This is a genomic window from Shewanella sp. YQ_9, assembly GCF_043103185.1.
In the GTDB taxonomy this organism is placed as follows: Bacteria; Pseudomonadota; Gammaproteobacteria; order Enterobacterales; family Shewanellaceae; genus Shewanella; species Shewanella algae.
The window spans coordinates 100,518-125,100 of record NZ_JBICJO010000021.1 but is presented as its reverse complement, the minus strand read 5'-3'; the positions used below and the strand labels follow the sequence as shown (position 1 = coordinate 125,100).

21 protein-coding genes are annotated in these 24,583 nt (G+C 51.0%); 11 read left to right on the top strand and 10 right to left on the bottom strand.

All coding sequences use genetic code 11. The features are described from left to right. Positions 1-95: 95 nt before the first annotated feature. A complete protein-coding gene (locus ACF8D4_RS06845) occupies positions 96-2,066 on the top strand; it encodes a S9 family peptidase (RefSeq protein WP_028781153.1) in 1,971 nt (656 codons plus the stop codon). A 192-nt stretch (positions 2,067-2,258) separates the two neighbouring features. After that, a complete protein-coding gene (folE, locus tag ACF8D4_RS06840) occupies positions 2,259-2,909 on the top strand; it encodes a GTP cyclohydrolase I FolE (RefSeq protein WP_025010867.1) in 651 nt (216 codons plus the stop codon). Positions 2,910-3,009: 100 nt separating this feature from the next. Here the strand turns inward: folE and pyrE are convergent, their stop codons facing one another. After that, complete coding sequence (pyrE, locus tag ACF8D4_RS06835; RefSeq protein ID WP_025010866.1) at positions 3,010-3,651, bottom strand: orotate phosphoribosyltransferase; 642 nt, start codon at positions 3,649-3,651, stop codon at positions 3,010-3,012. A gap of 104 nt (positions 3,652-3,755) precedes the next feature. Further along, a complete protein-coding gene (rph, locus tag ACF8D4_RS06830; RefSeq protein WP_025010865.1) occupies positions 3,756-4,469 on the bottom strand; it encodes a ribonuclease PH in 714 nt (237 codons plus the stop codon). Positions 4,470-4,649: 180 nt separating this feature from the next. Between rph and ACF8D4_RS06825 the strand changes: the two genes are divergently transcribed. The 3 genes from ACF8D4_RS06825 (at position 4,650) to ACF8D4_RS06815 (ending at position 7,376) form a co-directional block, all read left to right on the top strand. Continuing rightward, positions 4,650-5,513 (top strand): YicC/YloC family endoribonuclease, encoded by an 864-nt coding sequence (locus tag ACF8D4_RS06825; RefSeq protein WP_392466761.1) that lies wholly within the window; start codon positions 4,650-4,652, stop codon positions 5,511-5,513. A 256-nt stretch (positions 5,514-5,769) separates the two neighbouring features. After that, entirely contained in the window at positions 5,770-6,999 is a 1,230-nt protein-coding gene (locus tag ACF8D4_RS06820; RefSeq protein ID WP_186265257.1) for a site-specific integrase, read from the top strand. A 74-nt stretch (positions 7,000-7,073) separates the two neighbouring features. Continuing rightward, positions 7,074-7,376 carry a hypothetical protein gene (locus ACF8D4_RS06815; RefSeq protein WP_186265256.1) on the top strand — a complete coding sequence of 101 codons (303 nt, stop codon included), beginning with the start codon at positions 7,074-7,076 and terminating at the stop codon, positions 7,374-7,376. Between the two features lie 27 nt (positions 7,377-7,403). On the opposite strand, the gene ACF8D4_RS06810 is transcribed toward ACF8D4_RS06815, so the two are convergent. The 7 genes from ACF8D4_RS06810 to ACF8D4_RS06780 all read right to left on the bottom strand — a co-directional run bounded on the left by ACF8D4_RS06810 (position 7,404) and on the right by ACF8D4_RS06780 (position 20,931). Continuing rightward, a complete protein-coding gene (locus tag ACF8D4_RS06810; RefSeq protein ID WP_335924162.1) occupies positions 7,404-10,235 on the bottom strand; it encodes a DUF499 domain-containing protein in 2,832 nt (943 codons plus the stop codon). Positions 10,236-10,294: 59 nt separating this feature from the next. Beyond that, positions 10,295-13,210, bottom strand: a complete 2,916-nt coding sequence (locus ACF8D4_RS06805; protein WP_392468559.1) for a DUF1156 domain-containing protein — start codon at positions 13,208-13,210, stop codon at positions 10,295-10,297. 16 nt (positions 13,211-13,226) lie between these two features. Further along, the gene (gene ptuB / locus ACF8D4_RS06800) at positions 13,227-13,853 is read right to left on the bottom strand and encodes a retron Ec78 anti-phage system effector HNH endonuclease PtuB (protein ID WP_186265253.1); all 627 of its coding nucleotides are present in this window, start codon (positions 13,851-13,853) and stop codon (positions 13,227-13,229) included. Further along, entirely contained in the window at positions 13,846-15,210 is a 1,365-nt protein-coding gene (locus ACF8D4_RS06795; protein WP_219013224.1) for an AAA family ATPase, read from the bottom strand. Before ACF8D4_RS06795 ends, ptuB begins: the two co-directional genes overlap by 8 nt. Then, on the bottom strand, positions 15,207-18,752 hold the full coding sequence (locus ACF8D4_RS06790) for a helicase-related protein (protein ID WP_219013223.1): 3,546 nt from the start codon (positions 18,750-18,752) through the stop codon (positions 15,207-15,209). The genes ACF8D4_RS06795 and ACF8D4_RS06790 overlap by 4 nt, the downstream gene beginning before the upstream one ends. Before the next feature lie 591 nt (positions 18,753-19,343). Further along, positions 19,344-20,494 (bottom strand): IS3 family transposase gene (locus tag ACF8D4_RS06785; protein WP_115389451.1). Its coding sequence is split into 2 segments (ribosomal slippage): positions 19,344-20,251 and positions 20,251-20,494, totalling 1,152 coding nucleotides; the frame shifts between segments, so codons are not numbered across the junction. Between the two features lie 173 nt (positions 20,495-20,667). Then, positions 20,668-20,931: a helix-turn-helix domain-containing protein gene (locus tag ACF8D4_RS06780; RefSeq protein ID WP_240539438.1), complete on the bottom strand. Its 264-nt coding sequence runs from the start codon at positions 20,929-20,931 to the stop codon at positions 20,668-20,670. Positions 20,932-21,026: 95 nt separating this feature from the next. Between ACF8D4_RS06780 and ACF8D4_RS06775 the strand changes: the two genes are divergently transcribed. After that, positions 21,027-21,362, top strand: a complete 336-nt coding sequence (locus tag ACF8D4_RS06775; RefSeq protein WP_037467365.1) for a hypothetical protein — start codon at positions 21,027-21,029, stop codon at positions 21,360-21,362. Between the two features lie 83 nt (positions 21,363-21,445). Here ACF8D4_RS06775 and ACF8D4_RS06770 read toward each other — a convergent pair whose 3' ends face one another. After that, positions 21,446-21,637 carry an AlpA family transcriptional regulator gene (locus tag ACF8D4_RS06770; RefSeq protein WP_144220510.1) on the bottom strand — a complete coding sequence of 64 codons (192 nt, stop codon included), beginning with the start codon at positions 21,635-21,637 and terminating at the stop codon, positions 21,446-21,448. Between the two features lie 147 nt (positions 21,638-21,784). Between ACF8D4_RS06770 and radC the strand changes: the two genes are divergently transcribed. From radC to ACF8D4_RS06745, 5 genes are all read left to right on the top strand, one after another. After that, entirely contained in the window at positions 21,785-22,276 is a 492-nt protein-coding gene (gene radC, locus ACF8D4_RS06765) for a DNA repair protein RadC (protein WP_025888124.1), read from the top strand. Next, positions 22,269-22,631 carry a hypothetical protein gene (locus tag ACF8D4_RS06760; RefSeq protein ID WP_144134363.1) on the top strand — a complete coding sequence of 121 codons (363 nt, stop codon included), beginning with the start codon at positions 22,269-22,271 and terminating at the stop codon, positions 22,629-22,631. The genes radC and ACF8D4_RS06760 overlap by 8 nt, the downstream gene beginning before the upstream one ends. A gap of 75 nt (positions 22,632-22,706) precedes the next feature. Beyond that, entirely contained in the window at positions 22,707-23,114 is a 408-nt protein-coding gene (locus ACF8D4_RS06755; protein WP_051541625.1) for a DUF2787 family protein, read from the top strand. Between the two features lie 108 nt (positions 23,115-23,222). Continuing rightward, the gene (locus ACF8D4_RS06750; RefSeq protein WP_144134361.1) at positions 23,223-23,783 is read left to right on the top strand and encodes a site-specific integrase; all 561 of its coding nucleotides are present in this window, start codon (positions 23,223-23,225) and stop codon (positions 23,781-23,783) included. A 69-nt stretch (positions 23,784-23,852) separates the two neighbouring features. Further along, positions 23,853-24,578, top strand: a complete 726-nt coding sequence (locus ACF8D4_RS06745; protein ID WP_274626045.1) for a lecithin retinol acyltransferase family protein — start codon at positions 23,853-23,855, stop codon at positions 24,576-24,578. Positions 24,579-24,583 lie beyond the last annotated feature (5 nt).

Below are 24,583 nucleotides of genomic sequence, written 5' to 3'. Positions count from 1 at the left end.
CGTCCTTTTTTTATGGATTTAGCCTTGTCCAAACCCAAGCATTTCATTAACATCAAACAAACATAAACCGCCAATAATAAATACAAGGATGTCAAATGAAGTTCCAACCTTTGTTGGCTAGCACGTTACTGCTGGCACCCACTCTCGCTTTGGCCCAGAGCAATCAAGCACCCACGCCGGCAGAAATTTTCAGCCAGGGTGCGCAATACACCAATGTCAAAATCTCCCCCTCAGGTGACTATCTCAGCGTGATCATGAATCACGAAGGAAAAGATAAGCTACTGATCCTCAATACTGAAGATCTCAGTGCCAAGCACATTGTTTATTTCCCGGGCAATGCCCAAGTGGGCAGTTATTCCTGGGTCAACGATGAACGTGTCGTGGTCGCCAAGGAATACCTCAAGGGCTGGGATGATCGCCCGCTCTACTATGGTGAGTTGATGGCGGTGAATGCCGATGGCTCCAAGGCCGCCTATCTGTTCGGTTACAATTCGGGCCAGCAGCAAACCGGTTCCCACCTGAAGAAAAACACCGCTATCCAGGCCACGGCCTATGTACTCGATCCCCTGCCGGATGATGACCGCTACATGTTGGTCAACGCCATCCCCTGGAACGGCGGTCGCAGCCTGGATTATGAACAGTTGCAGGATGTCTATCAGGTTGATGTCTACCGCGGCACCCGCAAGAAAATCACCCGCTCTCCCATAGGTATGGCCAGCTTCATGACAGATGATGACGGTGAAGTGCGCTTTGTTGCCGGTCAGGACAGAAGCAACAACACCCGGATTTTCTACCGTAACGACGGCGAATGGATTGACACAGACAAGCTGAACATAGGTCTGAAGGACTTTACCCCTATCTCCTTTACCGAAGATCCCAACAGTGTCTATGCCTCCGCCTCCCTGGCCGGTGAGCCCAAGGCCGTATATCGGGTCAACCTGAAAACCGGTGAAAAACAGCAGATAGTCAGTGATGCCAGAGTCGAGCCGGACAACTTCTGGATCAACGGCCAGAACAAACAGCTCTACGCGGTGGAATTTGCCAACGGTTACCCAACCTACGCCTTTGTTGACTCTGAAGATCAGCATGCCGTGTATCTGAAGCAACTGTTGGCCAGCCTGCCGGGGCACCAGGTGCGCATCGTCAGCGAGACCCGTAACGCCGACAAGATGATTATTCTGGCCTTCAACGACCGCAACCCGGGTGACTACTATCTGTTTGACACCAAAGCGGTCAAACTCAGACACCTGCTGCGCACCATGGGAAGCATAGATCCGGCCAAAATGGCCGAAGTGAAACCCATGGACATCAAGGTGCGTGACGGTATGACAATTCAGGCCTACCTGACCTTGCCACCCGGCAAAGATCCCAAGCAGTTGCCTCTGGTGGTCAACCCGCACGGCGGCCCACACTATGTCAGGGATAGCTGGGGCTTTGATCCTCAAAACCAGATGCTGGCCAATCAGGGCATAGCCGTACTGCAGGTTAACTTCCGCGGTTCGGGTGGTTACGGCGAAGCCTTCCAGCAAGCGGGCTACCGCAAGTGGGGCAGTGAAATTCAGTACGACATCATAGACGCCACCCGCCATTTGATAGACCAAGGCATAGTGGACAAGAAGCGCATCTGTATCGTCGGCGGCAGCTTTGGCGGCTACAGCGCGCTGCAAAGCTCGGTCATGGAGCCGGATCTGTTCAAGTGCGCCATCGGCTTTGCCGGGGTGTACGACCTGGAAATGATGTTTAAAGAAGGTGACGTGCAGGAACGTGACTCGGGTACCAGCTACCTGCGAACTGTGCTTGGTCAGGATCAGGCCGTGCTGCGTGCCATGTCGCCCACTCGCAACGTCGACAAGCTCAAGGCCAATCTGCTGCTGGTACACGGTGGCAATGATGAGCGCGCTCCGATAGAGCAGTTTGAAGCCCTGGAAGATGCGCTCAAGAAGCGTAACTACCCCTACCAGAAAATCATCATGGATGATGAGGGCCACGGTTTCTACGATGAAAGCCACAGAGCCATCTATTATCAGAAAATGCTAAACTTCCTGAAGCAGAATCTGGGCGTTTAAGTTTAACAGCCGTAAACAAAGCCGCTCTCCAGGGAGCGGCTTTTTTCGTGCTATGGGGCTTTTCTGGTATGAATTTACAGCAAATAGCGGTATCCTCCGCTTCCCGCAGATAAATGTGAAAAGCGTCACAGCTTGCGCGGACAGTAACAAACGGAAGGCACTGGCTTGGCGCCTATCCGCCGGAGGAAAACAATGGCATTGAGTGAAGCAGCTTTGATGGTTCAGACCGCGCTCCTGGAGCGAGGACTCGAGACCCCCATGGTACCCTGTGGCTTGTCGGCCGAGGAGCGCAAGGAAAAAATAGAGGCCCATATGAAGGCCATTTTGACCTTGATGTCGCTGGATTTGAGCGACGACAGCCTGATGGATACGCCGAAACGTATCGCCAAGATGTATGTCGACGAAATTTTCTCCGGCCTCGACTATGCCAACTTCCCCAAGATCACTGTTATCGACAACAAGATGGGCTTCGATGAAATGGTGCGGGTGCAGGACATCAGCCTCACCAGCACCTGTGAGCACCATCTGGTGACCATAGATGGCACTGCTACTGTGGCCTATCTGCCGCGGAAGAAGATCATCGGCCTGTCGAAGATCAACCGCATAGTGCGTTTCTTTGCCCAGCGGCCACAGGTGCAGGAGCGCCTGACCCAGCAAGTACTGGTTGCGTTGCAGACCCTGCTGGAAACCAAAGATGTGGCGGTAAAAATGGATGCGGTGCATTACTGCGTTAAATCCCGCGGTGTGATGGATTCCACCAGCTCCACCACCACTACGGCTCTTGGCGGCGTATTCAAGTCCAACCCGGCCACCCGCGCCGAGTTTCTGCATCAGGCCAAATAGCCTCTCCGCCATAAAAAACGCTGCCAAGGCAGCGTTTTTTATGGACTGTACAGAAAGTTACTCAAGCTTCTGTAAGAGCCGATATCTATCCTGGACGGCATTAAATACCGTACTGTTCACGATAGGCGCTAACGGCGGCCAACTCCTGCTCCATCCCCGGTTTCTCGGCCAAGTAGGCAATCAAATCGGCCAGCTTGATGATGGCCACTATCTGGCAACCAAAGTCGCGCTCCACTTCCTGAATGGCAGACAGTTCGCCCTTGCCCTTCTCCTGACGGTCGAGGGCAATCAATACCCCGGCCAGAGTCGCGCCATTGGCCTGAATGATCTCCATGGACTCGCGAATAGCGGTACCTGCGGTGATCACATCATCCACCAACATCACCTTACCCTTGAGCTCGCTGCCAACCAGATTGCCGCCTTCGCCGTGGTCTTTCTTCTCTTTGCGGTTAAAGCAGTAAGGAATATCCAGATCATGGTGCTCGGCCAAGGCTACAGCCGTGGTTGTTGCGATGGGGATCCCCTTGTAGGCCGGGCCAAACAGGAGATCGTAGTCGATACCGGCATCCACCAACGCAGCAGCATAAAAACGGCCCAGGCGGGCCAGATCCCGCCCAGTGTTAAACAGACCGGCATTGAAGAAGTATGGGCTCTTGCGGCCGGACTTCAGGGTAAACTCACCGAATCTCAACACCTGACGCTCAAGGGCAAATTCAATAAACTCGCGCTGATAGGCTTTCACGATCTCTCCTCTTGTGATTATGGGTAAGCCCTTAAGGCTCACGGGTACGAACAAGTACTCTCTGGAGTACGAAAAAAAGGACCCTCATGGGGTCCTTAAAAAACTTAACTCAATGCGGCCTTCTGTACATCGATAATCTCACGAATGCCATGCTTGGCCAGCTCCAGCAGACTCAGCAACTCTTCATGGCTGAATGGCTCGCCTTCGGCGGTGCCCTGGATCTCGATGATCTTGCCGGTTTCTGTCATCACCACGTTCATATCGGTTTCGGCGGCGCTGTCTTCAATATATTCCAGGTCACAGATAGGCTCACCTTCAAAAATCCCCACGCTCACGGCGGCGATCAGGAACTTGAGCGGATTGGCCTTTAGAATACCCTTGGCACGAGCCCAATTAAGCGCATCCACCAAAGCCACACAGGCACCAGTGATGGCCGCAGTGCGGGTACCGCCGTCGGCCTGAATCACATCACAGTCGATCACTATGGTGTTTTCACCCAGCAGCTTCATATCCACTGCAGCGCGCAAAGCACGGCCGATGAGGCGCTGAATTTCCTGGGTACGACCAGACTGCTTGCCCCGGGCCGCTTCGCGATCCATACGGCTATGGGTAGAACGGGGCAACATGCCATATTCTGCCGTCACCCAACCTTGGCCCTGGCCTTTGAGAAATCTCGGCACCCCTTCGGTAAAACTGGCGGTACAGAGTACTTTGGTATCGCCGAACTCGACCAGCACGGAACCTTCCGCATGGGCGGTAAACTGGCGAGTGATTGAAATGGGGCGGGTTTGAGCCGGAGTTCTGTTGCTGGGACGCATAGTGAATTCCTGTATTTTGTCGTCTGGACTGAATTGGCTGCATATTATAGGGCCTTGCGGCGCTTGACGCTATGGCGGATCCGTATCGAACCGACAAAGTGTATACACTTCACTTTAACCCCGGGGGCAAGCTGTCTATAATCCTCTGCTACACCCGTCTTCAAGCAACTGGAATATCTGATGATCCACAGCATGACCGCCTACGCCCGTATCGAGCATAAAGCCGACTGGGGCACAGCCTCCTGGGAAATCCGCTCAGTCAACCAGAGATATCTGGAAACCTATCTGCGCCTGCCGGAACAGTTCCGCAGCCTGGAGCCTGTGCTGCGAGACAGACTGCGCAAGCGTCTCAATCGCGGTAAGGTAGAAGTCAACCTGCGCTACGAGCTAAGCGATCAACAAGGTACCCAGCTGAATATGAATCAGGACTTGGCCCTGCAACTGTTGCAGGCCGCCCACTGGGTAAGACAGCAAGCCGGCCAAGGTGAGCTCAATCCAGTGGATATTCTGCGCTGGCCAGGGGTCATGTCCTCATCCGAGCAAGACATGGATGCCATTGCCGCCGAACTGCTCAAAGCCTTCGACGGCGCCGTCGATCAGTTTATCGAAGCCCGCGGCCGTGAAGGCAGCGCCATCAAAGAGATGCTACTGACCCGCCTGGATGCCGTTGAAGCCCAGATCGCCATAGTCCGCGAGCACATGCCCAAGGTCATGGAATGGCAAAGGGAAAAACTCAGCAACCGCCTGGCCGAAATCCAGGGCGAACTGGACCCAGCCAGACTGGAACAGGAAATGGTATTGCTGGCCCAAAAACAGGACGTGGCCGAAGAGATGGACCGCCTCGAAGCCCACGTGGTCGAAGCCCGCCGGATCCTCAACAAGGGTGGCAGCGAAGGCCGCAGACTGGACTTCATGATGCAAGAGTTCAACCGCGAATCCAACACCCTGGCCTCCAAGTCAATCAGCAGCGAAATCACCGCCGCCGCAGTCGAGCTTAAAGTGCTGATTGAGCAGATGAGAGAGCAGATCCAGAACGTGGAATAGAATCCATCAGTGTCAAACATTGACATTAACAACTTGTTTTTAATGGACTATAAGTTAAATGCCGTCTATTGGCGTCCAATGACACCCACCAACTTCCACAGCCAATTGGTGGGTATATTGGTGGGTAAATAGGACTTAACAGGATAGTGATGTGGTGGGTAAATAGGACTTAACAGGATAGTGATGTGGTGGGTAAAATGATGAACAGTCAACTTCACCCACCACGGCTGATACAGTGCAAAGGGAGGTCGCCACAATGGGCTCACTGACGGTAAAGGAAATTGAAGCAAAACTGAGGCAATCAGCTATTGGCCGCCATGCCGATGGCGATGGGCTCTATCTGGTGATCCCCAAGTCTGGTGACCCATACTGGATGCTGAGATACAGTTATGCGGGCAAACGCAAGGAAATGACGCTCGCCAAGTATAGCGATCTCAAACTTGCTGATGCTCGCCTGAAAGCTGCAGAGCAGATGAAGCAAGTACGATTAGGTAGTGACCCGATACAGGTAAAGCGCCAAGCTGCCCAGACCAGAGTCGATACTGTGCAGGACCTGTTTGATGATTGGTACTCGGAGTTAGAAAAGCGCCTTAAACACCCCGAGATCCCACTCAGGATATTCTCAAAGGACATCGCACCTAAAATCGGAAAAATCCCACTCAATGATGTAACACCCATGGATATCAGAGATATTCTGAGAAAGATTACCGAAAGTGGTCGTCCAACCATTGCCAACGATGCGCTGATGTACTGCAAACAGCTTTTCAATCACGGCATCAAACTTGGGTTAATTTCCTTCAATCCAGCCAGTGCCTTTTCGGTGACCGATGCTGGTGGTATTGAAAAAAGTAAGGATCGAGCCTTAACCATCGAAGAGTTAAAGCAATTCTTTAAAGTTGCACGTGAAAATAGTGACAGCTTTAGTCGTGAAAACTATCTCGCTTGTGCATTGCTGGTTACATTGGGCATTAGGAAGTCTGAATTGGCTGAAGCGCCTTGGAAGGAATTTGATTTAGAAAAGCAGGTGTGGAACTTATCGAAAGAACGCAGTAAATCAGGAGTGGGGATAACGATTCCATTACCTGAAATAGTGATGACCTGGATACAGGAATTAAAGGTAAGAGCTTGTGGTTCTGAATATGTGTTCCCTAGCCGACGTTCAAGTAAAAATCCATACATGGGTAAAGACACCTTAAACAGAGCGATTACCAAGCTCTTCGGGCATGAAGCTGGCAAGAAGACACAACCACCAAACCTAATGGGAGAAATCCCACACTTCACCGTACATGATCTCAGACGCACCTGCCGTAGCTTGCTAGCGAGACAAGGCACTTCCGGGGATGTGGCCGAACGTTGCCTAAATCACAAACTCAAAGGGGTTGAAGGTATCTATAACCGACACGATTATCTGGAAGAGCGGCGCGAGGCTCTGACAAAGCTTTCAGAAACCGTTACCAAGTTCATCACATGCGTCATATGTGACTAACTCAGCACGCTTCCTAGCATTTCACTTGGTTTTGCAGTCCAATTGCGACCTAGAAATTAGCATACAGGCTCTATATGAAGCAGCTTAATACCTACGAAGACAAAGATGAAGCAGAAATTGCCTTGACCAAAATTCAAGGGCAAAAACGACTAGCCAGTGAGCGAGATGATACCGAAGTCATCTATAACCTTTTTGGCGAACCTACCTGGGGAAACTTCTATCGTCTTGGGATGTTCAACCTTATAGAGCTTCAGAACATCGTAAGCCAAAAACAAAACGGCCAACCTTATGATGAAAAAAAGCACCGTGAGATCATCACGATGCTTCAGTATGTCGCCAGGAATTTCGAGTTATCAATTCCAGAGCACTGGCGATAGCCGCTGCCAGAGCCCTGGCACTAACAGTTATTCATCAAACTCGGCGGCAGAGAATTTCAGCATACTGCAGTTCTCTTTAATAGCTCGCTGAAGGTTAGCGTCAAAGCCACTTTGGTTACGAGCGCGGATCTCGACCGAGATATCCACATCCACACCGTAAGCACTGGCAAAGTTCTGCACAACTTCATCAATTAAGGTTGCAAAATCCATCTTAGCGCGCAGAGGGTCAAGAGAAACCGAACCGTAAAAATGAGTTTTTGTCGTTTCTACCGGCTTAGTATTATCAGCGCCGACGCTATCTCCTTGTGCGGCATTAGAACCAGTATTATTACCAGATGAGCCCGATGGCTTTACTGGATCAGTATTTACCGCATCCTCTTTTTCGCGTTTCTCCTTCGCCAACAGCTCCTGATATGCCAAAGCTGCGTCTCTTGAAAGCAATAAACTATGCTCGGTTAAAATCACGGAGCTATTTTTGCCAAACACAAAGCCTTCAAAACGGCCGTCCCGCTCACTGGCAGCAAATGCAAAATAATCGGTGGTCGATATCGCTTTTTCGATGGCGCGGCGCAGTACCTGGTCATCCACCAATCGAGGCAAGTACAAGTATTGGCAGCAGTCTTGCCATAGCTTGCTGACAGATACTGAAGTAGCGCCATTTTTAAAGTAAAAACGCTCCACCAAGTTGCGCAAATGCACTTCGGACCATTCTTTGATGAGCCACTCTTCATCAATCAATCGAGACTCGATTTCAGCAATAAACTTGGGAGCAGCAGTCGCAAGTTGCGTCACTTCCCACTCAAGTTCATCACCCGGCTCCTGATGAGGCGCCAGCAACCATTTATAGGTATCGCGCATCAATTGGCTCACCTGGGTTTTGGCTGCATCTCTGTGGCCTTTCGCCTGAGTTAAGTGCGCCATATCCTGGTTAAGTACACCGTTCTCGATGTCATCAACAATCGACTGCCAGGCAAGGTAGGTTCTCCCCGCTTCTTTCAAACGTGCCAGGCTATCGTAGTCTGCCGCCAAAAACACCAAACGATTTTGCTTCACCCGTGGCTGTTCACCACGGCGCTGCAAAATACTCAATGCTGTTTTAAATGCTTGATTCGTCGCTGCTGCCCGGCTATAAGCCGAGAACGAATCTGCCGGTAACACGACTAATCTTGGGCCTTTACCAAACTCATCAGGTACATCTGAAGCTGGCGTAAATACGTGAATACCATCAATCAGCTGTGGGGTGCCAAAGCTCTTGGTGATAGTGCTTTTTAACAATGGAATAAGCTGTTCACGTTCACTGATGTTGGTTTTTCGGCTTTCCATCTCACGGCGCAGATTCGGCTTGGTATCCAACCACATCCGGCTCTTATCGGCGTATAGATAAGTCAGTTTATCCTTAAGCTTGGCCAGCACGTCTTCAAAGGTCGCCAGGGTTTGCTCAGGAGAGCATGACCCAAGCAAAATCCGCTCCGCCTCTAAGCCCCGGTGCATCTGATCACCACTGCTTGGGGCGCTGCCCAAAAACACTGTCCGCATCACTCGCCTGGCAGCATGGTATTGACCAAAACGGGTATCGTTTTTGTCGATGTCAGCGGCCATGGAACGGTTACCGTCCACTTCCTTTTCGATGACCGGTTCCCACCCTTGCGGCAGGTAGTGAATGCTCTTGCCACGCACGTTGCTGTCATCCAGCGGCAAGGAGCCGGGCATAATCAAGGCATCACGATTATCGGCCACCCATAAACGGTGAATAACAATCGCCATGTATTGCAACACCCCACGGGTTCGCTGAAATTTATCCAGGGTAGACCAGTCTTCATACAAGCGGTCAAACACCTCGGGATGAATGGGGTATGAGCGGCAAAGTCTGTCGTAATAATGGCTGGATTGGGTTTCGGCAGGGAACTTAGCCGCATTATGACGATAAAAATCGCTGTACTGCTGAGCAATCCCCTGCACCACACCAATATCACCAGCATGTTCAAACAAGCGCCGACGCACAATTTCAAAGGCTTCTTCGGTGGCGACTGGCTTCCAGATGGACTCGACACGGGCAAAGTATTTTTCCAGCGAATCCAACGCCTTTTGCCCCATAGTGCCACCCACTTCCAGTGCCGATTCTGGCAAAGATGCCAGCAACATTGCATTAGGCACGGCCTTCATCGCCTCAGTCAACGCCTGAATAAAGGTGATGTTCGAGTCAAAGGTACCGGCATTAAATTGCTTGCCCACCTCGAGTTGGCGCAAAAATGCCACCAGCTCATCCATCAGCACCACACAGGGGGCTGCCTTGGTCAGCAGTTGTACCAACACCTCTTTACCGGGAGAGGTGCCATCTCTATCACTGTCGGCCACCAGGGCATAGCCGTCTTCTTTCAGCAGCTGCCACGCAAGTTCACCCCAAAGGGTATTGGCCTCAATGTCGCCATGGCGGCGTGGCTGACTGACCGACAGGTTAATGCCGTCTATCACGGCAACCCTGGCATTGGGTAAGTCATGAATACCGGCCGCATCCAAAATCGGTGGAATACCCTGCAAACGGTCAGTGCTTACGGTACGTGAAGCCAGGTGATATACGGCCAGCATGGTGTGGGTTTTACCGCCACCGAATGCAGTTTGCAGCTGTACCACAGGGTCGCCGCCTTTACCGGCCAAGCGTTCAGCCACCGATGCCAGCAGTAAACGCATGCCCTCGGTAATAAAGGTACGGGCAAAAAATTGCTCTGCGTCCTGATACTCACGCGGCGCCATACCATTGGCCACCTGGGTAATATCCGCAGCAAATTCCGACTGTTTAAAGGTGCCTTCCAGCACGTCCCTGTGGGGACGGGCAACTTCACGCCAAGGCTTTAGGCTCATAATGTTGCTCCATTGGGGTCAATACATCCGTAGTGCATCAGTTACTTCTGACCCACTACTTAAAAATCAAACGATAAGGTGTCGCCGGTTTTGGCAGTGTCAGCCATGGCGCTCATCATGGCCTCCCAGGCCAGCACCAGCTCGTTATAGGCGCGGGCATCGCTGGCCCAGCCTTTACGCTCACACAGGGTATAGAGTCGATAAGCCAGGGCACGAATGGCATCGCTCTTATCGGCCATACCGGCAAGCAGGGTGCCAGCGGCGGCAGCGCCCTGGCCGTTCAACACCCGTATCAGGTGATGCAACCCTTCCCACACTGGAGTGCGGTTATCATGGGCTGGGTCCCAGTCGGTTGGCAGCTCTTGCCACTTATAGAGCTGCACATCGCCCTGGCCTGCACGCAGCACCCCGGCTTCACTTAAGCCCTGCACGCTGGTGCCCTTGGCGCGGGCCAGCACATCGGCCTCACCAAAGCGGCCAACACTCCAACCCTGCTGCTCAAACCAGTGCAGGCAGAACTGAGTATCATGGTCAAAGTCGTCTTCGGCCAAAAAGCGGTTAATCAGTTGCAGTGCGGTTTTCACGCTCATCTTGCTGCCATCGGCCTCAAGCACAGCGGCATATTTACTGAATACCCCCATGCCAGGGCCGATAATGGCCTGGGACAAATCCACCGGCGCGACCGCCGATTGGCTGATACCCTGAGCGTCGATGCTGCCCTGGGTCATCTCATCCAGCGCCTCCGGCAGCACCCGGTTCAGCTCGCGGATAAACTGACGGCGGCTGATACTGTCGGCATTGGCATCCCGCTTATTGCACACCAACACTACACTGGAGGCCAAGGCATTTGAACCCAGTCCGATTGTTCTCCCTTCACGTTCCGTTCTCAGTGGCCAGGTGCCACTGATGGCAAACCCGGCATCAATGACTGCCTGTAAAAAGGTCTCCCAACCGGCACTGGAGGTGCCATCTGCCTTGGTTTCCGACTGTTTAAAGGCGTAGTAGATAGTGACCGGGAACGCCGGATGGGCCTGCTCCGCCAACCGGTGAATCGCCTTACCCATGCCGTCCAAAAAGAATGCCTCTGCGCCCTCTTTGCTGCCGTGGCGATAGGGGGTTGCCACCAGCTCCTCTGCTTTAGGTACAGCCATGGTGGCATAAAGACCAGGGAAGACTGGCCGTAGAGTTTTCCGCAACCAGACATAAAAAAAATCCGACAGATCGGCATAACCTATATTGTCGTAATATGGCGGGTCGGAGGAGATAACCTTATTTATACTAACGGACTGAGTTTGAGCATCAGCCTGTACAACAACGCCATTCGGTCTAGCTGGAAAGGCATCAAATGCTTTTTCGACCCAAACTAGAGCCCCACCAAAATTCCCTGTTGAATCGGAAAATGGGTTTGCTTCTGCGTAATCCCAAACCATAGGGATAGCTTGTCTGGCAAACGTATTTCGCAGTGTATCTCTTTGCGCGGTCCAACTTGTGATTGTTGAGTGTGAATCACTCATTCGATCGGATGCTAAACCTAAATAAAGTCCCACAGCCTGAGCATAAGCTGTCGCGCCTATGCCACCGGCATCGAGGCCTATGCCATCATCGGACATGCCAGCTGAGAGCGCATCTTGACGGCAGCGTTCAATTGCCTCCCCCACCAACTCAGAGAAGGTGGTTAAAGCGACTAATTGGCGAGGGGTGAAGAGATCGCCGTAAACATCTAAGCCGTAATTAGAGACGTTAACACGACACTTACCATGTAAGGGTACATCAGGTTTCCAGCTAGGTTGTGCCTGTGTTGATGCGAAAAATTGCTCTTCATTTGGGGACAAATACACCCGTCCCTTTTTGCCCTCTGCAACAATGGCCATCAGCCGTTGGCCCATTCGCCCTGCGCTGCCTTCGCTACGAATATATTTATAATCCACCGGAGAGCCTGACATCAGACAAAGAAAAGCTGCTCGTTTACCCGCTGTTGTGCCACCCTTGGCTGATTCTGGCGGTTGACCCACCTTCACTGTGAACTGGTAGCTATCACCGGATACCACAGGCTCGACATAAGCCTCTTTTCCAGCCTTGGAAGACAGGATAAAGGTGGACGCCAGCGGCACCTCGACATGGGCAAAGGCCGGGCTGGGGCTTTTGACGGTACGGGCCCAAAGCCAGGCAATCACGGTCAGCTCATCGCCAAGATACGGAGCCAGATCAGGGCGCTCCGCCACCATTTCAGCAGTAATCAACACCTTGGGATAGAGATGGCCGATGCGCTTTTGCGCCTCGTCGCGCATCCAGGTACCATAGCGACGCACATCTTCCGCCAGGCCTTTGGCACCGGACCAATCGGCAAAGGCATCTTTGGTGGCCTTTTTCTTGCTAGTTTTGTCGGCCACGGGCTCCGGCCCCACCGGCGCGCGACCATCAAACTTGGGCGGAATTTCAATCATGGCCTTGTTGATGGTGACCGCCACCGGGTTTAAGTCAGAGGCATAGGACTCAAGCCCCAGGCGCTGAGCTTCCAGCGGCAGCGCGCCGCCACCGGCAAAGGGGTCGTGAAAGCCGGGTAATTTTTCCGGGTTAAACAGCTCGGCGGCCTGTGGGTGGTCTTTATTGAGAGCACAAATTTCGCGCCAGCTTTCCATGATAGCGGCGCGCGCTTCGGCGAGTACCGTTTCGTTATTGGTGTTTTCCCACTTCACCAGCTCGCGCAGAATATTAAACAGCTTCTCACGCTTTTTGGCGGCTTCCTGCTTGTTCACACCGTACTTAAAACCATCACCCTGCTGGTAGCCAGGGTCGTTCACCATCTGGGCAAAAATCACCGCGCGGGCGGCGGCCAAAGGACGGCGGGCCCACCACAGGTGCAAGGTAGAAGGATGACCATGGCGAATGGATTTCTCCCTCGCTGCGGCAGCATTGATATCATCCAGCGGCAGCGCCACTTCAATCAGTTTTTTGGGGGATTTGATGGAATGCATGTTGATTTTTACCTACTTAAATATTCTGTAGTGCATGTTTTATGGCTGTCGCAAATGGCAAATGTTCAGTCTCTGCAAGTTCATCAGCCAGATATGCTGCTGCTAGCGCAGCATCTTCGGCGGCCAACTCAGCTATCTCTTCTGCTGTTTGCAGGTAGCCAGCAACTGCAGCCTGTCGCTGCCACCGCAGGGAACCGTCTCTTAAATTGAATAATCGCAGAGTCTCCTTCGCTCGGTTTTGCTCAACATCGCCCAAACCATCACGTATTGAAATCGTTCCATCGCTGTGGAAATGGAAATAGTACTCAGGATCTTCCCCATCAGGCTTTATCAACACTGCTGGCGGATAAACACCCTGTTCATCTTTATATTTGCCACAAGTATTGGGGTTATTACAGGACCCAAACAAGTTCTGCCAAGCAAAGGTCTGAGTTGGGTCTCGCCCCTTCTGACGAAAGTGTTCTATATGCCTTGAACCTTGGCTAATACCGACTTCACAGTAAGCACAACGCTCTCCTTGCATCGCTGTGAGTTCAACCCAAATGTCGTTCTTATTGTCTGAAGTCACATCTCCCCAGTTATGACGACCATGGTGAAAATGACTTAAACACGTCGGGGCAGCACCTCGCTTTAACTTATGCATCGGCGCCAGGCCCCTTCACAGACTTAGAGGCTGGTGGCAGCCGTTTCTTGAGCGATTGCAGACGAATAAGACGCTCGCATTCCAACATAAGCGGATGGGTGGCACCAAAATGCGCCAACAATTGCTCACGTAATTGATCTGCATCTGAACTACTGAGTTGATCCATTTCAATCATCTGCTTATATCGCGAAAGCGCTAGCGCTTCCGGCACACTTGGCACCGGATCGATCCCCATGATTGAGGCCAGCACATCAGCACTGCCTACACCCTTGGTCTGCCACTGCGGGGTAACAACTTCGGTTCTCGAAATATTATTTTCCGGACTCTGACGAAAGAGTCGAATGCAGTCTTTATCAATAGTTGTCAAAACTTGTGGGCTATGGGTAGTAACAATAAATTGCACCTGCGGAAACGCCTGTTGCAACGCTCCCAGCACCTGCTGCTGCCATGCAGGATGCAGGAACATATCCACTTCGTCGATAAGGACAATACCGCGGGTTTTTTTGGTAGCTAGTGCGCCAAATTGAGGGTTTAACTTGCCACATCGCCATGCCAGATCGGCCACCAAGGAAACCATGGCACGCACGCCGTCACTGAGCAGCTCCACCGGTAAAATACCTTGCTCGGGATGCGACATCGCCAGCTCTTCATGGGAAAAGCTGTAGTGGAAGTTGAGCCAGCCCGAGGCGGGTTGCAACACAGAGTCAATAGCCGCTTGAATGCCTGCTATTTGCTCCTTCAGTGAGTAGCCCTGATAAACATCGGTCATCTGCTGCTGCTGCAACTCAGCAAATGTGGCCTTGGTAAACCACTGTTGCAACTGTTTGAAATTTGAGGCTGGAGTCAGGCAATCTTCATAGCCCATACTTCGGCTGGCACTCACCACTGCTTTACGATCCATGTTGCGGTGTTCTAACCACAATCGGCTAGTGCCGTAGTAAGCGACAAGTGGTAAGTTCACGTCCTGCAGGTTGCGTACTTGTGACATCAAGCTCTCACCATAAGCGGCAAGTTCGCTGGCCTCCTTGATGGTGGTTTTGTTATTGATGCCAGTCAGCGCTCTTTTTATTTGGCATGCAGGCTCATTGAACCTGGCAGTGATTTCAACCGGGAACATTTGCTCACTGCTGGTCATCTGCTCCTTTCGCAAATAACGCGCATCCGACTTGGCAATCGGCCTGCCTTTACCCAAATCAAAGGCGGCAACATAAGGGCTAACAGCAACAGCAACGGCATCCAGAATTGTCGATTTACCTGCTCCATTGGGGGCAATGAGCACTGTCATCTGCGGATGAAAAGTCACATCGAGCTGCTCAAAACAGCGGAAATTTTTTAAGCTAACTTGTTCAATTTTCATAAGCTGCCTTTGGCATCTGTCGCTTTTGCCAGCAAATCGGCTAGATCGTAGTTAATACTGGCCACGCCGAAATCCGGCTCCTTTGTGAACGGATTGCGAACATAATAAGGCCCTTGCGTATCACCGTTACTGGCGACCAACACAATGGCCAGCAAAAACTTATGCCCTTGGTTTAACGCGTACATAATTTCGTTGCGGGTTACTGTGATAGTGGTTTGACCTTGGCTGCGGCCTTTGACCTCGATATGGCGATCAATAGGTAGCGAACCATCAGGGTTCAAAGGCGGCCTGGCAGTAATATCCCAGCCGCACTTATCGGCTGACACATCAAAAATCTGGTGACCCAATGCCTGCTCGGCCGCTATCACAGTTTGCATGGCTTTTTGCTCTACAAGAGCCCGGCTGGCAGCATCGACACTAAACAGAGTTTCACCCTTGCGCTTGGACAGCAGCCCCTGAGGAATAACCAAAGCGCAGCCCATAACAACCGGTGTGGCGGAAACCACATTACGCAGGGCATTAAGCTCCTGAGTACGCTGCTGCAGCCGCGCAGTCAGCTCGTCAACCCGGCGGCGGGCGTTTTCAGGCTGCAATCTTGGTTGCTTACCGGCTTTTACGTCGTCAGAAAGTTTAAGGTATCTGTCTTGCCAGTAATTGATTTCCTTGACCAGACGTTCATGCACTGCCTGTAAGGTTTTATCGGCCTGCAACTCGCGGCGTGATTTTACCTCATTGAAGTGCTCGGGCACCAATTTTTGCGACGCTAGTTGTATTGCCAGCGTATCAAGCGGCTGACTGAGCCAGGTGGAGCGCAAAATATCTTGAACCAAGGGTTTATCGGCATCGGCTATAGGCACCAAATCGAGGTGTGGTGCCCAACCGGCATAACTAGCCTGGCCTTGAGGATTAATGGCAACAAATTGCAGGCGTTTTGAGGCGACTGACTTGGGCTGCTCAACGGATTCACGCACTTGATGCTCAAGCATCATCAGGATGCGCGGCTCCCCACCGTCATCACTTGGGTCAACCAAGATAGCACCTTGCTTGAGTTTGCTTCTATGGGCCTGAAGCACTAAATCCAGCGTAGCGTGCATCAAAGGGTGAACAGGGTGGATGAGTTCAGCAAGCGCTTTGCCTGTTGGTCTAATATGTTGCTTCTCAAAACAAATCCGTTCATAACGGGTCAGTACCGGGGTACGACTTTCACCAATGCTGCGGTCACGCTCGCGAATAACACCTGGGACATGGTTAATTTCAAAACGCCCCGCCTCCCTCGGGCGCAGTTCGCCGCCCACGCTGGCAAACGCTTCCTGGAAGAAGGAACGGATAAAAAAGGGTTGTAAGCGTCTGGCTTCAGCCTTTTCCATTTCATCTTTAATAGCGTATAGCCCTTCGAGCCCCATGTGGGATTCGACCAGCGCATTGCGACGCACAATGTCTTTTAAATGGTCGGTATCGAGCGCCCCTTCAATTATCTGATCCATGCGGGCACGTACGTGGGGATCTTCACCGTAGCGAATGGCCTCAATCAACAGGTCTTTTAATGAGACATTGTCAAAAGCTTCACCGAGAATATCGAATACCTTACCTCCCAGCGCCTGCTTCTCTATTTCAAGCTTTTCGAACAGCTTTTGGAATACCGCACCTTCGCGGGTTTGGTCGGCAACCAGATTCCATAAATGGCACACTTCTTTTTGACCGATACGATGAATACGACCAAAGCGCTGTTCAAGACGATTGGGATTCCAGGGCAAATCGTAATTCACCATGAGATTGGCATTTTGAAGGTTTACCCCTTCGCCGGCGGCATCAGTGGCTATCAGCACCAATACATTGGGGTTGCTGCGAAACTCTGCCTGGATTTTGCGCCGCTCATCGCGATTGGTGCCGCCATAAATGACCCGAACGGAATCCGGACTACCCAATAAATCGGAGACCCGCTGCCTTAGATAGTTGAGGGTATCCTTATGCTCGGTAAAGATGATGAGCTTGCGACGGGACTCATCGCGGTTTTTCATTTCGGGTGCGTCTTGCAGCAAGCTTGAAAGCTGCTCCCATTTTTTATCGTTTCCTGATTGCACCAAGGCTAACGCCTGTTGCTCCAGATCCCGTAAAGAGAAGATTTCGGCTTCCAACTCGACGACGGTTTTCGCGGCAGTAGCCTGATCGACGACTTGCTCGGCGTATTGTTCGTACTCTTCAGCACTGAGCTCCTCATCCAGTTCATCCCAGTTGTCGGGCAAGTCGATTTGCTTGGTTACCAGAGAACTGCCAAGTGTTTCGGCGACACCTGACTGACGGGCCATTTCTCCTTTAGCCAGCAGCTTCATTTCTTCCAGCTTGTCTTTTAAACGGTTGCGGCGACGCTTAAGCGACTGATAAATGGCTTCGGGGCTGGATGCAAGGCGACGTTGCAATTGAGTAAGCGCAAAACCTACCGTGGTCTTATTTTTGTTGTCTAGCTTGTCAGCGCGATTCATCTCTTCCCGCACATAGGTGGTGACCTGCTCGTACAAGCTTGCTTCAGCATCGGACAACTCATAATTGGCCGTATAAGCACGACGCTCGGGAAACAGTGGCGTACCATCGAAGGTCAGCAGTTCTTCTTTGACCATGCGACGCATCATGTCGGTAATATCCACCTTATGTGCGCCCTCACGGAATTTGCCATAAAAGCGGTCGCTGTCTAGCAGTGACATCCAGACCTGAAAGTCTTCTTCTTTGCCGTTATGAGGTGTCGCTGTCATCAGCAAGAAATGGCGGCAAACCGAGCCCAAGAGCTCGCCAAGAACAAAGCGTTTGGTCTTATTGACTTTGGAACCATAGTAATTAGCGGATAGCTTGTGTGCTTCGTCAACGATGATGAGGTCCCAGTCGCTGGCCTTCAGTTTTTCCTGGTAGTCTTCGTTTCGTGACAGCTGATCAAGGCGACAGATAAGCCTGTCTGTTTCACTAAAGTAGTTGCCGGTAGCGCACTGCTCTTGTTTCTCGCGGCTGAAAATATCGAACTGCAGACCAAACTTTTCTAGCAACTCGTCTTGCCATTGTTCGGTCAACGAGCCAGGTGACACCACCATGATACGCCGGGCATCTGCGCGCAGCAGTAGCTCAGAGATCAACAGCCCCGCCATAATGGTTTTACCTGCGCCGGGGTCATCTGCCAGTACATAACGCAGTGGCTGTTTGGGTAACATTGACTCGTAAACTGCTGAAATTTGGTGTGGCAGCGGATCTACGTTTGCCATATTAACCGCCATCATGGGGTCGAACATAGCTGCTTGAGTGATACGGTAGGCTTCCAATCCTAGTTTGAACTCGTTCCCAGGCGCATCGAATGACCAAGCACGGCCCACATCGGCAAGAGATAAATTTGGCTCATCAGAGCGAAACAACATTCGCTCACCAAGACAGCCTTTATCATCCCGGTAATAAACCGTTAAAGCATGTTCACCAATGGGCTCAACTGTGACAACTTTCACAATCACCCCATCAATGATGCCTTTGAGCTGGGCGTCCTTTTTAATCTCTTCGAGTTTTAGCATCTTTAAGTTCCCGTTCATCCTTGATGTGGACGTCCGCCTAATTTTACACTAATCAAGTAAGACGTAATCAATAGAGCCTATCATTAAAACAAATCACTTAAAACCATTTTAAGATCATCACGTTAATCATAAAAAACATCTCATTGTTATACTAAAACCCGAGATACTAACCCACTTATTCAAAACTCTCACGCCTACACTTAGAACGTTAAAAACTTGTGTCAATTATGGAATACTTACGCACCTATCATCATACAAGGTTGGTATACAAACATCGACCAAATGTCATGGTCTTAAATTCGGGAGAAAGGTCAGTAAGCTTCAAACATGCACTAGCTGTTATTGCGCGCTCTTATCAGCGTAGCAATCAAGTTTGCACTTCTTCTTTCACTTAAGCCACCAGCCGGGGCGGGTTTTATGGATCAAAGAAAGCTGTCTTCATTGTGGAACGTCAAAAGCAACCGGCTGGTGTATTTGAAGAATTACTGCGCGTAATGTAATTGGGAGAGAAGCTCACTTAGGAGTTGAATTTGCGAGTACCAATCACTGCAAAACACATTTTGATCCGCACCGCTAATACAGGACACGCTACTAAGCAACACTCTTTAGTTCGTAGTTTTCTGGACTGATATAGCCCAGAGCACTGTGCCTTCTTGTTCGATTGTAATCAACCTCGATGTATTCAAACACAGCCCGACGCATTGTTTCTCGATTCATGATTGGCTCGTATTGCACCGCTTCAACCTTCAACGAGTGGAAGAAGCTTTCGGCGCAAGCATTATCCCAACAATTCCCTTTACGGCTCATGCTTATCTTCAAACCATGCGCCAAAGCTAGGTTTCGATAAGCGTGTGAGCAGTACTGGCTGCCTCTATCGCTGTGAACGATGACTCCTGTGGGCATGCCGCGACGAAACAGTGCCATACGGAGCGCATTACAGGTTAAGTCAGCTGTCATTCGGGGGCTCATCGCCCACCCTACGACAGCGCGTGAGTAAAGGTCGATGATAACGGCCAAGTACAGCCAGCCCTCGCTGGTCATTAGGTAGGTGATGTCGCCCACCCATTTTTCATTGGGCGCCGCAGCGGTAAAGTCTCTCCCAAGCAGGTTTGGCGCCACAGGAAGGCGATGGTCGCTGTTAGTCGTCACTTTGAATTTGCGGGCTGCTTTGGGCACGAGCTGTTGCCGTCTCATGCTATCAGCAATGGTTTTTACATTGGCTCTCTCGCCGTCATCTGCCAGTTCGGCCTGAATGCGTCGGGCACCATCGCGCTGTTTGCTGGCGTCAAATGCGGCCTTGATTTTCCTATCCCTGTCATCACGTTTCAGTTGTCGTTTACCAAGCTCGGAGCTGGCGTTACGCCATGCATAATACCCACTACGCGAGACCTTGAGCACAACAGTCATACGCTTTACCGAGAAGCGATGCTGGTGCTCAAGCATGAATGCAAACCGGTTCACTTTTGATTCTTCGCGAAGTAGGTAGCCGCCTTTTTTAGAATGGCTAGGTCCTCTGCTTGCTCTGCGAGCTGGCGTTTGAGTCGCGCCACTTCGGCCGTGAGCTCAGCTTCGCGCTGACTGGTGTTCGTATTCTTCTCTGCGGCATTACGCCAGTTGTAGAGTTGGGAGTCGTATATACCCAGCTCTTTAGCGGCGGCGCTTACCCCTTTGATTTTTGCTAGCTTAAGGGCTTCAGCTTTGTACTCAGATGTATAGGTTTGTCGTTTGGTCTTTGATGTCATTGTTCACCTCGTTAAACGATTTTACTCGCTTAGCGTGGTGTCCAAAACTATCGGGGCGGATCATTTCAAAGAAGAAAACCACATAGTTCAATGCCTCTCTGACTCATCCGCCGAATTTGATACTGAATCAAGTTGGTACAAAAGCTCTGAGAAGGAAATGAACTTAGGTCACTTCAGTTGAGGGGATATACTTTAAAAAAACGCTCTAAGAAAGAAGCACTCGATGTCCCACAAGCGATGCAAACAGCCTCCAACTCCAAAATCCTCAGTTGTCGCTCACCACTTTCATATTTAGAAACAAAGCTCTGAGGCTTGTTGAGTCTTTCCGCAAGTTGAGTTTGGCTAAGCCCTGCGTTTTTCCGCATTGCTTTCAGTTCATTACGTAGCGACTCTTCGCGTTCCAACCAGCTTTTTTGCATGGCTGGATAGTAAGTCATGTTGTAAAATATCCCATTTTGGGATATTTTGCTTTCGGCCATATTTAGGAGCGAATATCAAAGGGCTAAGCCCGATTTACTCAGGAGTTGCTGTAATGGATAGATACATTCGATATTTGATAATTAGCTTTGTCTTAATGTTTGTCATGGTGCTGGTAACAGTATTCAACAGCCATGTCTCTGTTGGTTTTTTGGGATGGTTGGCTTTTTTAGTGTCTGGCACTTTGCTTACCGGCACTGGGGCTTTTATAGGTCGCTTGTTTCTGGACTTTGTCAGACCCGATATTTACCTAACCACCGGCGCAGTAGACGCTTTTTACAAGCGCGTATTTTGGAGTATCGGCCCTCAGTTTATCGGTGGCCTTATTGGTTTTATGGCAACACAGGGGTTTATGTCCAATGTACTAGGTTACGCCCAGTTCAGTGGATAAAGCCGAGATTCAGTCAAATATGGGAAGAAGGGAATTGTCAGGTGCTACTGACAATTCCCTTCCTTCACTTGTTTAAACGTTACCTACGCCAAGCCTTCATCCCGGTCTTCAATTCGTTCAAGAATCCACTCCTCTACTTCAGCGCCAACCCAAGCCACAATTCTCGGTCCAAGCTTCACAGGTTTTGGGAAGCGTCCCTCGCTAATGTAGTTATAGATAGACGAGCGACCTAACCCTGTACAATCCATCACCTGCTTCAATCGTAATAGTTTCATGATGAGCTCCTGTTATTGACTCATCACATAAGCGCTGCCAGTAATTTTTAACTTTTCCGTATCCCCACTCTGCAGCCCGCTTTTCGAAACATTTTCAGATATATATCACCCCTGTGCATAAACCAGAGTCATCATCAAGGAGGCGATATGCACAGAACCATTTCTGCACCCAGCAACAACTGGTCTCACACATCCAGTCAAATCCTCGAAACCGCGGCCGGCATCATCGCCGAGCGCTATGTTCGAGATGGCGTATTCACCAACCCAAGCGCAACCATGGACTTTCTGCGCTTCAAGTTGCATCAACATGAACGCGAGGTATTCGCGGTCATGATGCTGGACAGCCAGCACAGATTAATTGAGTTCACGGAGCTGTTTTACGGCACGATTGATGCTGCCAGTGTTTACCCCAGGGAAGTTGTTAAAGCGGTACTGAGCTGTAATGCAGCGGCAGTTATCCTCACTCACAACCACCCTTCCGGCGTTGCCGAACCTTCTCAGGCCGACAGGCGTATCACCGAGCGGTTAATCAACGCTCTCAGTACCATAGATGTGCCGGTGCTGGACCACATTGTGGTGGGCGACCAGTGTGTATCGTTTGCCGAGCGAGGTTGGCTGGAGGGAAGACGCCATGATTGAGTTTACCGACAGCTTTTCGCAGGCTGCGGTGGCTGAAGCCTGTCAGGCATTCCCTGAATTGCGGGCGTATCTACTCAGAGAGCTTACCCTGCCCACATTCGAGCGGCCGCTGAATGACACTGGCGAGGCGATTGGTGCTCCCCAGGTGATGCCATTAACGTCGTTGCGCAAAACCGTGTTGTATGTATGCCGTAAGGATATGAATGGTCACATTCCCAGGGAAATCGGCTTTTGTCGCTACCTGCAGCGCTGCGACACTTACGGCGTGCCGTTTGGTCCTTGGCTTAAGGTGATCAACGGCTGCTATTTCAATCACGGCTCCAACACCCAACCCAATTGGAGCGCCCACAGCTGAACCGCAAACCTTTTATCTATCCCCCTGCCCGCTTGGCATTCCACCAAGCGGGCTTTTTGTTTATGGAGAATCGATATGAACATTATCCAGTACCAGGCTCTGACGTTACCCGCCGACTTTTATGAACTGCTAAAGATGCACGCCAAGGACTATCAAACCCAGGAAGCCCGCTTTATCACCCTCAATTTTGCCGATCCGGATTACAACGCCGAGCGGGGTGGCTTCCATCCGGTAGAGATAGGTTTGAGTCGTCAGGGCGATGCCTGGGCACTCAGCTACTTTACCGACTTCGCTTTCTATGGCCGGGTCATGCCGGAATTGGAGCGGGAGATTGACGTGCATTTTCAGGCTCAGGAGGTTTACAGCACCTTTTACGGAACTCGGCCTTTGCGGGAAGTCGCGGGGTTGGTGCAACTGCTGCTCAAGAACTTCCTCAGCTATGTCGCCATCGACGCTTATGTCGTCAAAGTGCAGGCCCACTGAAGTGGTTCTCAAAAAGGTATTGTGGGCACCAGCAAACCCAGGCCCGATAGGGGTTGGCAAGAGGCTGGTTCCCATATTCATCAAATAGCCAAATGAGGGAACTTCATCATGAAAGAAGTCGAGGCGGTGAAAAGCCGTGATACCATCAAGCTTATCAGTTATCTGCTTGAGCGTCACTTTGGTCAGCAGATGGCTGATGTCTGGAATATCGGTCTTAATCTGGCACTGCGGATCTCAGATCTACTGGCGATCAGATTCAGTGATATCCAAGGTGACAGGCTCAGCATCATTGAGCAAAAAACCGGTAAAAGAGCCGACATTAAACTCAACGCCAAAACCAAGGCTTTGATCGACGCTATCCGCCAGCGTCACCCTGACCACATCTATCTGTTTCAATCCTATCGTAGCCAGCAGATGCAACATGCAGCGCCTAGGCCGCTCAGTCGTCGAGCCGTGACCAAAGCCTTTGCCTTCGTTGGTGAAGACATCAGGCTTGCGTTAGGGACCCACTCAATGCGTAAAACTCGCGGTTATCACTTGTACCAATCCTGCAAGGATATTGGCCGAGTGATGCGTATGCTCAGGCACCAATCGGAAGCGGTCACGCTGCGTTACATCGGCATTACCCAACAACAGATAGACCGCGACTTTATTGAACTGGAAATCTAACCCTAAACCTTTCCCACTTGAGAGCAGTTGCCTAAAAGGGCGCTGCTCTCTTTTTATTTGGAGTACAACATGAAGAAATTCAAAGCCGGTGATCATCTGGTTACCAATATCGATCCGCTTGGACTGACTGAACACCATGGTCTGTGTGTTGGGAATGACCAAGTTATCCACCAACGTAAAGATGGTTTTGTTGAGCAACTCAGTCTGAGTGAATTCTCGGGTGGGGCCAAGGTTCGTCGCAAAGCGATTGCATATGATAGAGACAGCTCTGTGGAGCGAGCAAAGAGCTTACTCGGTTATCGGCCCTATCACCTGCTCAGCAATAACTGTGAACACTTCGTCAACTGGTGTATCGATGAAACAGAAACGTCCAACCAGGTCAGTAACAACCTCCATTTCACCGCACAAGTGACAGCACGAGCCGGATTGCTTGGCAATGCCGCTCAACGTGCAGCACAAGGGAGCCTGGCCAATATTACCCTTGCATCAACAGCAGCCAAAGCCGTCGGTGAATACATTGGGTTACCGGATGCAGTGAACAGGGCCATTGGGACTCCAGGCGATTTGGTAGCCAAACCACTTGAGACTTTTATCAATGGCACCTGTGAAACACTGAGTACGTCCTCCGGGCATTTAAGAGCAGGAAACTATAGTGAAGCTGCAACATCACTCGTCAAAGGTTCATTGGAAACGGCTGTAGATTGCACCATAGTCAAACCCCTTGAAGTTACCGGAGACGGTATTGTGGCAATAGTGGATGTTGGTAGGGATATCTGGAGCTGGCTACGCTACTGATATTT

Coding starts and splice junctions, on each gene's coding strand:
- ACF8D4_RS06845 (WP_028781153.1), top strand. CDS start 96: ATGAAGTTCCAACCTTTGTTGGCTAGCACGTTACTGCTGGCACCCACT.
- folE (WP_025010867.1), top strand. CDS start 2,259: ATGGCATTGAGTGAAGCAGCTTTGATGGTTCAGACCGCGCTCCTGGAG.
- rph (WP_025010865.1), bottom strand. CDS start 4,469: ATGCGTCCCAGCAACAGAACTCCGGCTCAAACCCGCCCCATTTCAATC.
- ACF8D4_RS06825 (WP_392466761.1), top strand. CDS start 4,650: ATGATCCACAGCATGACCGCCTACGCCCGTATCGAGCATAAAGCCGAC.
- ACF8D4_RS06820 (WP_186265257.1), top strand. CDS start 5,770: ATGGGCTCACTGACGGTAAAGGAAATTGAAGCAAAACTGAGGCAATCA.
- ACF8D4_RS06815 (WP_186265256.1), top strand. CDS start 7,074: ATGAAGCAGCTTAATACCTACGAAGACAAAGATGAAGCAGAAATTGCC.
- ACF8D4_RS06810 (WP_335924162.1), bottom strand. CDS start 10,235: ATGAGCCTAAAGCCTTGGCGTGAAGTTGCCCGTCCCCACAGGGACGTG.
- ACF8D4_RS06805 (WP_392468559.1), bottom strand. CDS start 13,210: ATGCATTCCATCAAATCCCCCAAAAAACTGATTGAAGTGGCGCTGCCG.
- ptuB (WP_186265253.1), bottom strand. CDS start 13,853: ATGCATAAGTTAAAGCGAGGTGCTGCCCCGACGTGTTTAAGTCATTTT.
- ACF8D4_RS06795 (WP_219013224.1), bottom strand. CDS start 15,210: ATGAAAATTGAACAAGTTAGCTTAAAAAATTTCCGCTGTTTTGAGCAG.
- ACF8D4_RS06790 (WP_219013223.1), bottom strand. CDS start 18,752: ATGCTAAAACTCGAAGAGATTAAAAAGGACGCCCAGCTCAAAGGCATC.
- ACF8D4_RS06780 (WP_240539438.1), bottom strand. CDS start 20,931: ATGACTTACTATCCAGCCATGCAAAAAAGCTGGTTGGAACGCGAAGAG.
- ACF8D4_RS06775 (WP_037467365.1), top strand. CDS start 21,027: ATGGATAGATACATTCGATATTTGATAATTAGCTTTGTCTTAATGTTT.
- ACF8D4_RS06770 (WP_144220510.1), bottom strand. CDS start 21,637: ATGAAACTATTACGATTGAAGCAGGTGATGGATTGTACAGGGTTAGGT.
- radC (WP_025888124.1), top strand. CDS start 21,785: ATGCACAGAACCATTTCTGCACCCAGCAACAACTGGTCTCACACATCC.
- ACF8D4_RS06760 (WP_144134363.1), top strand. CDS start 22,269: ATGATTGAGTTTACCGACAGCTTTTCGCAGGCTGCGGTGGCTGAAGCC.
- ACF8D4_RS06755 (WP_051541625.1), top strand. CDS start 22,707: ATGAACATTATCCAGTACCAGGCTCTGACGTTACCCGCCGACTTTTAT.
- ACF8D4_RS06750 (WP_144134361.1), top strand. CDS start 23,223: ATGAAAGAAGTCGAGGCGGTGAAAAGCCGTGATACCATCAAGCTTATC.
- ACF8D4_RS06745 (WP_274626045.1), top strand. CDS start 23,853: ATGAAGAAATTCAAAGCCGGTGATCATCTGGTTACCAATATCGATCCG.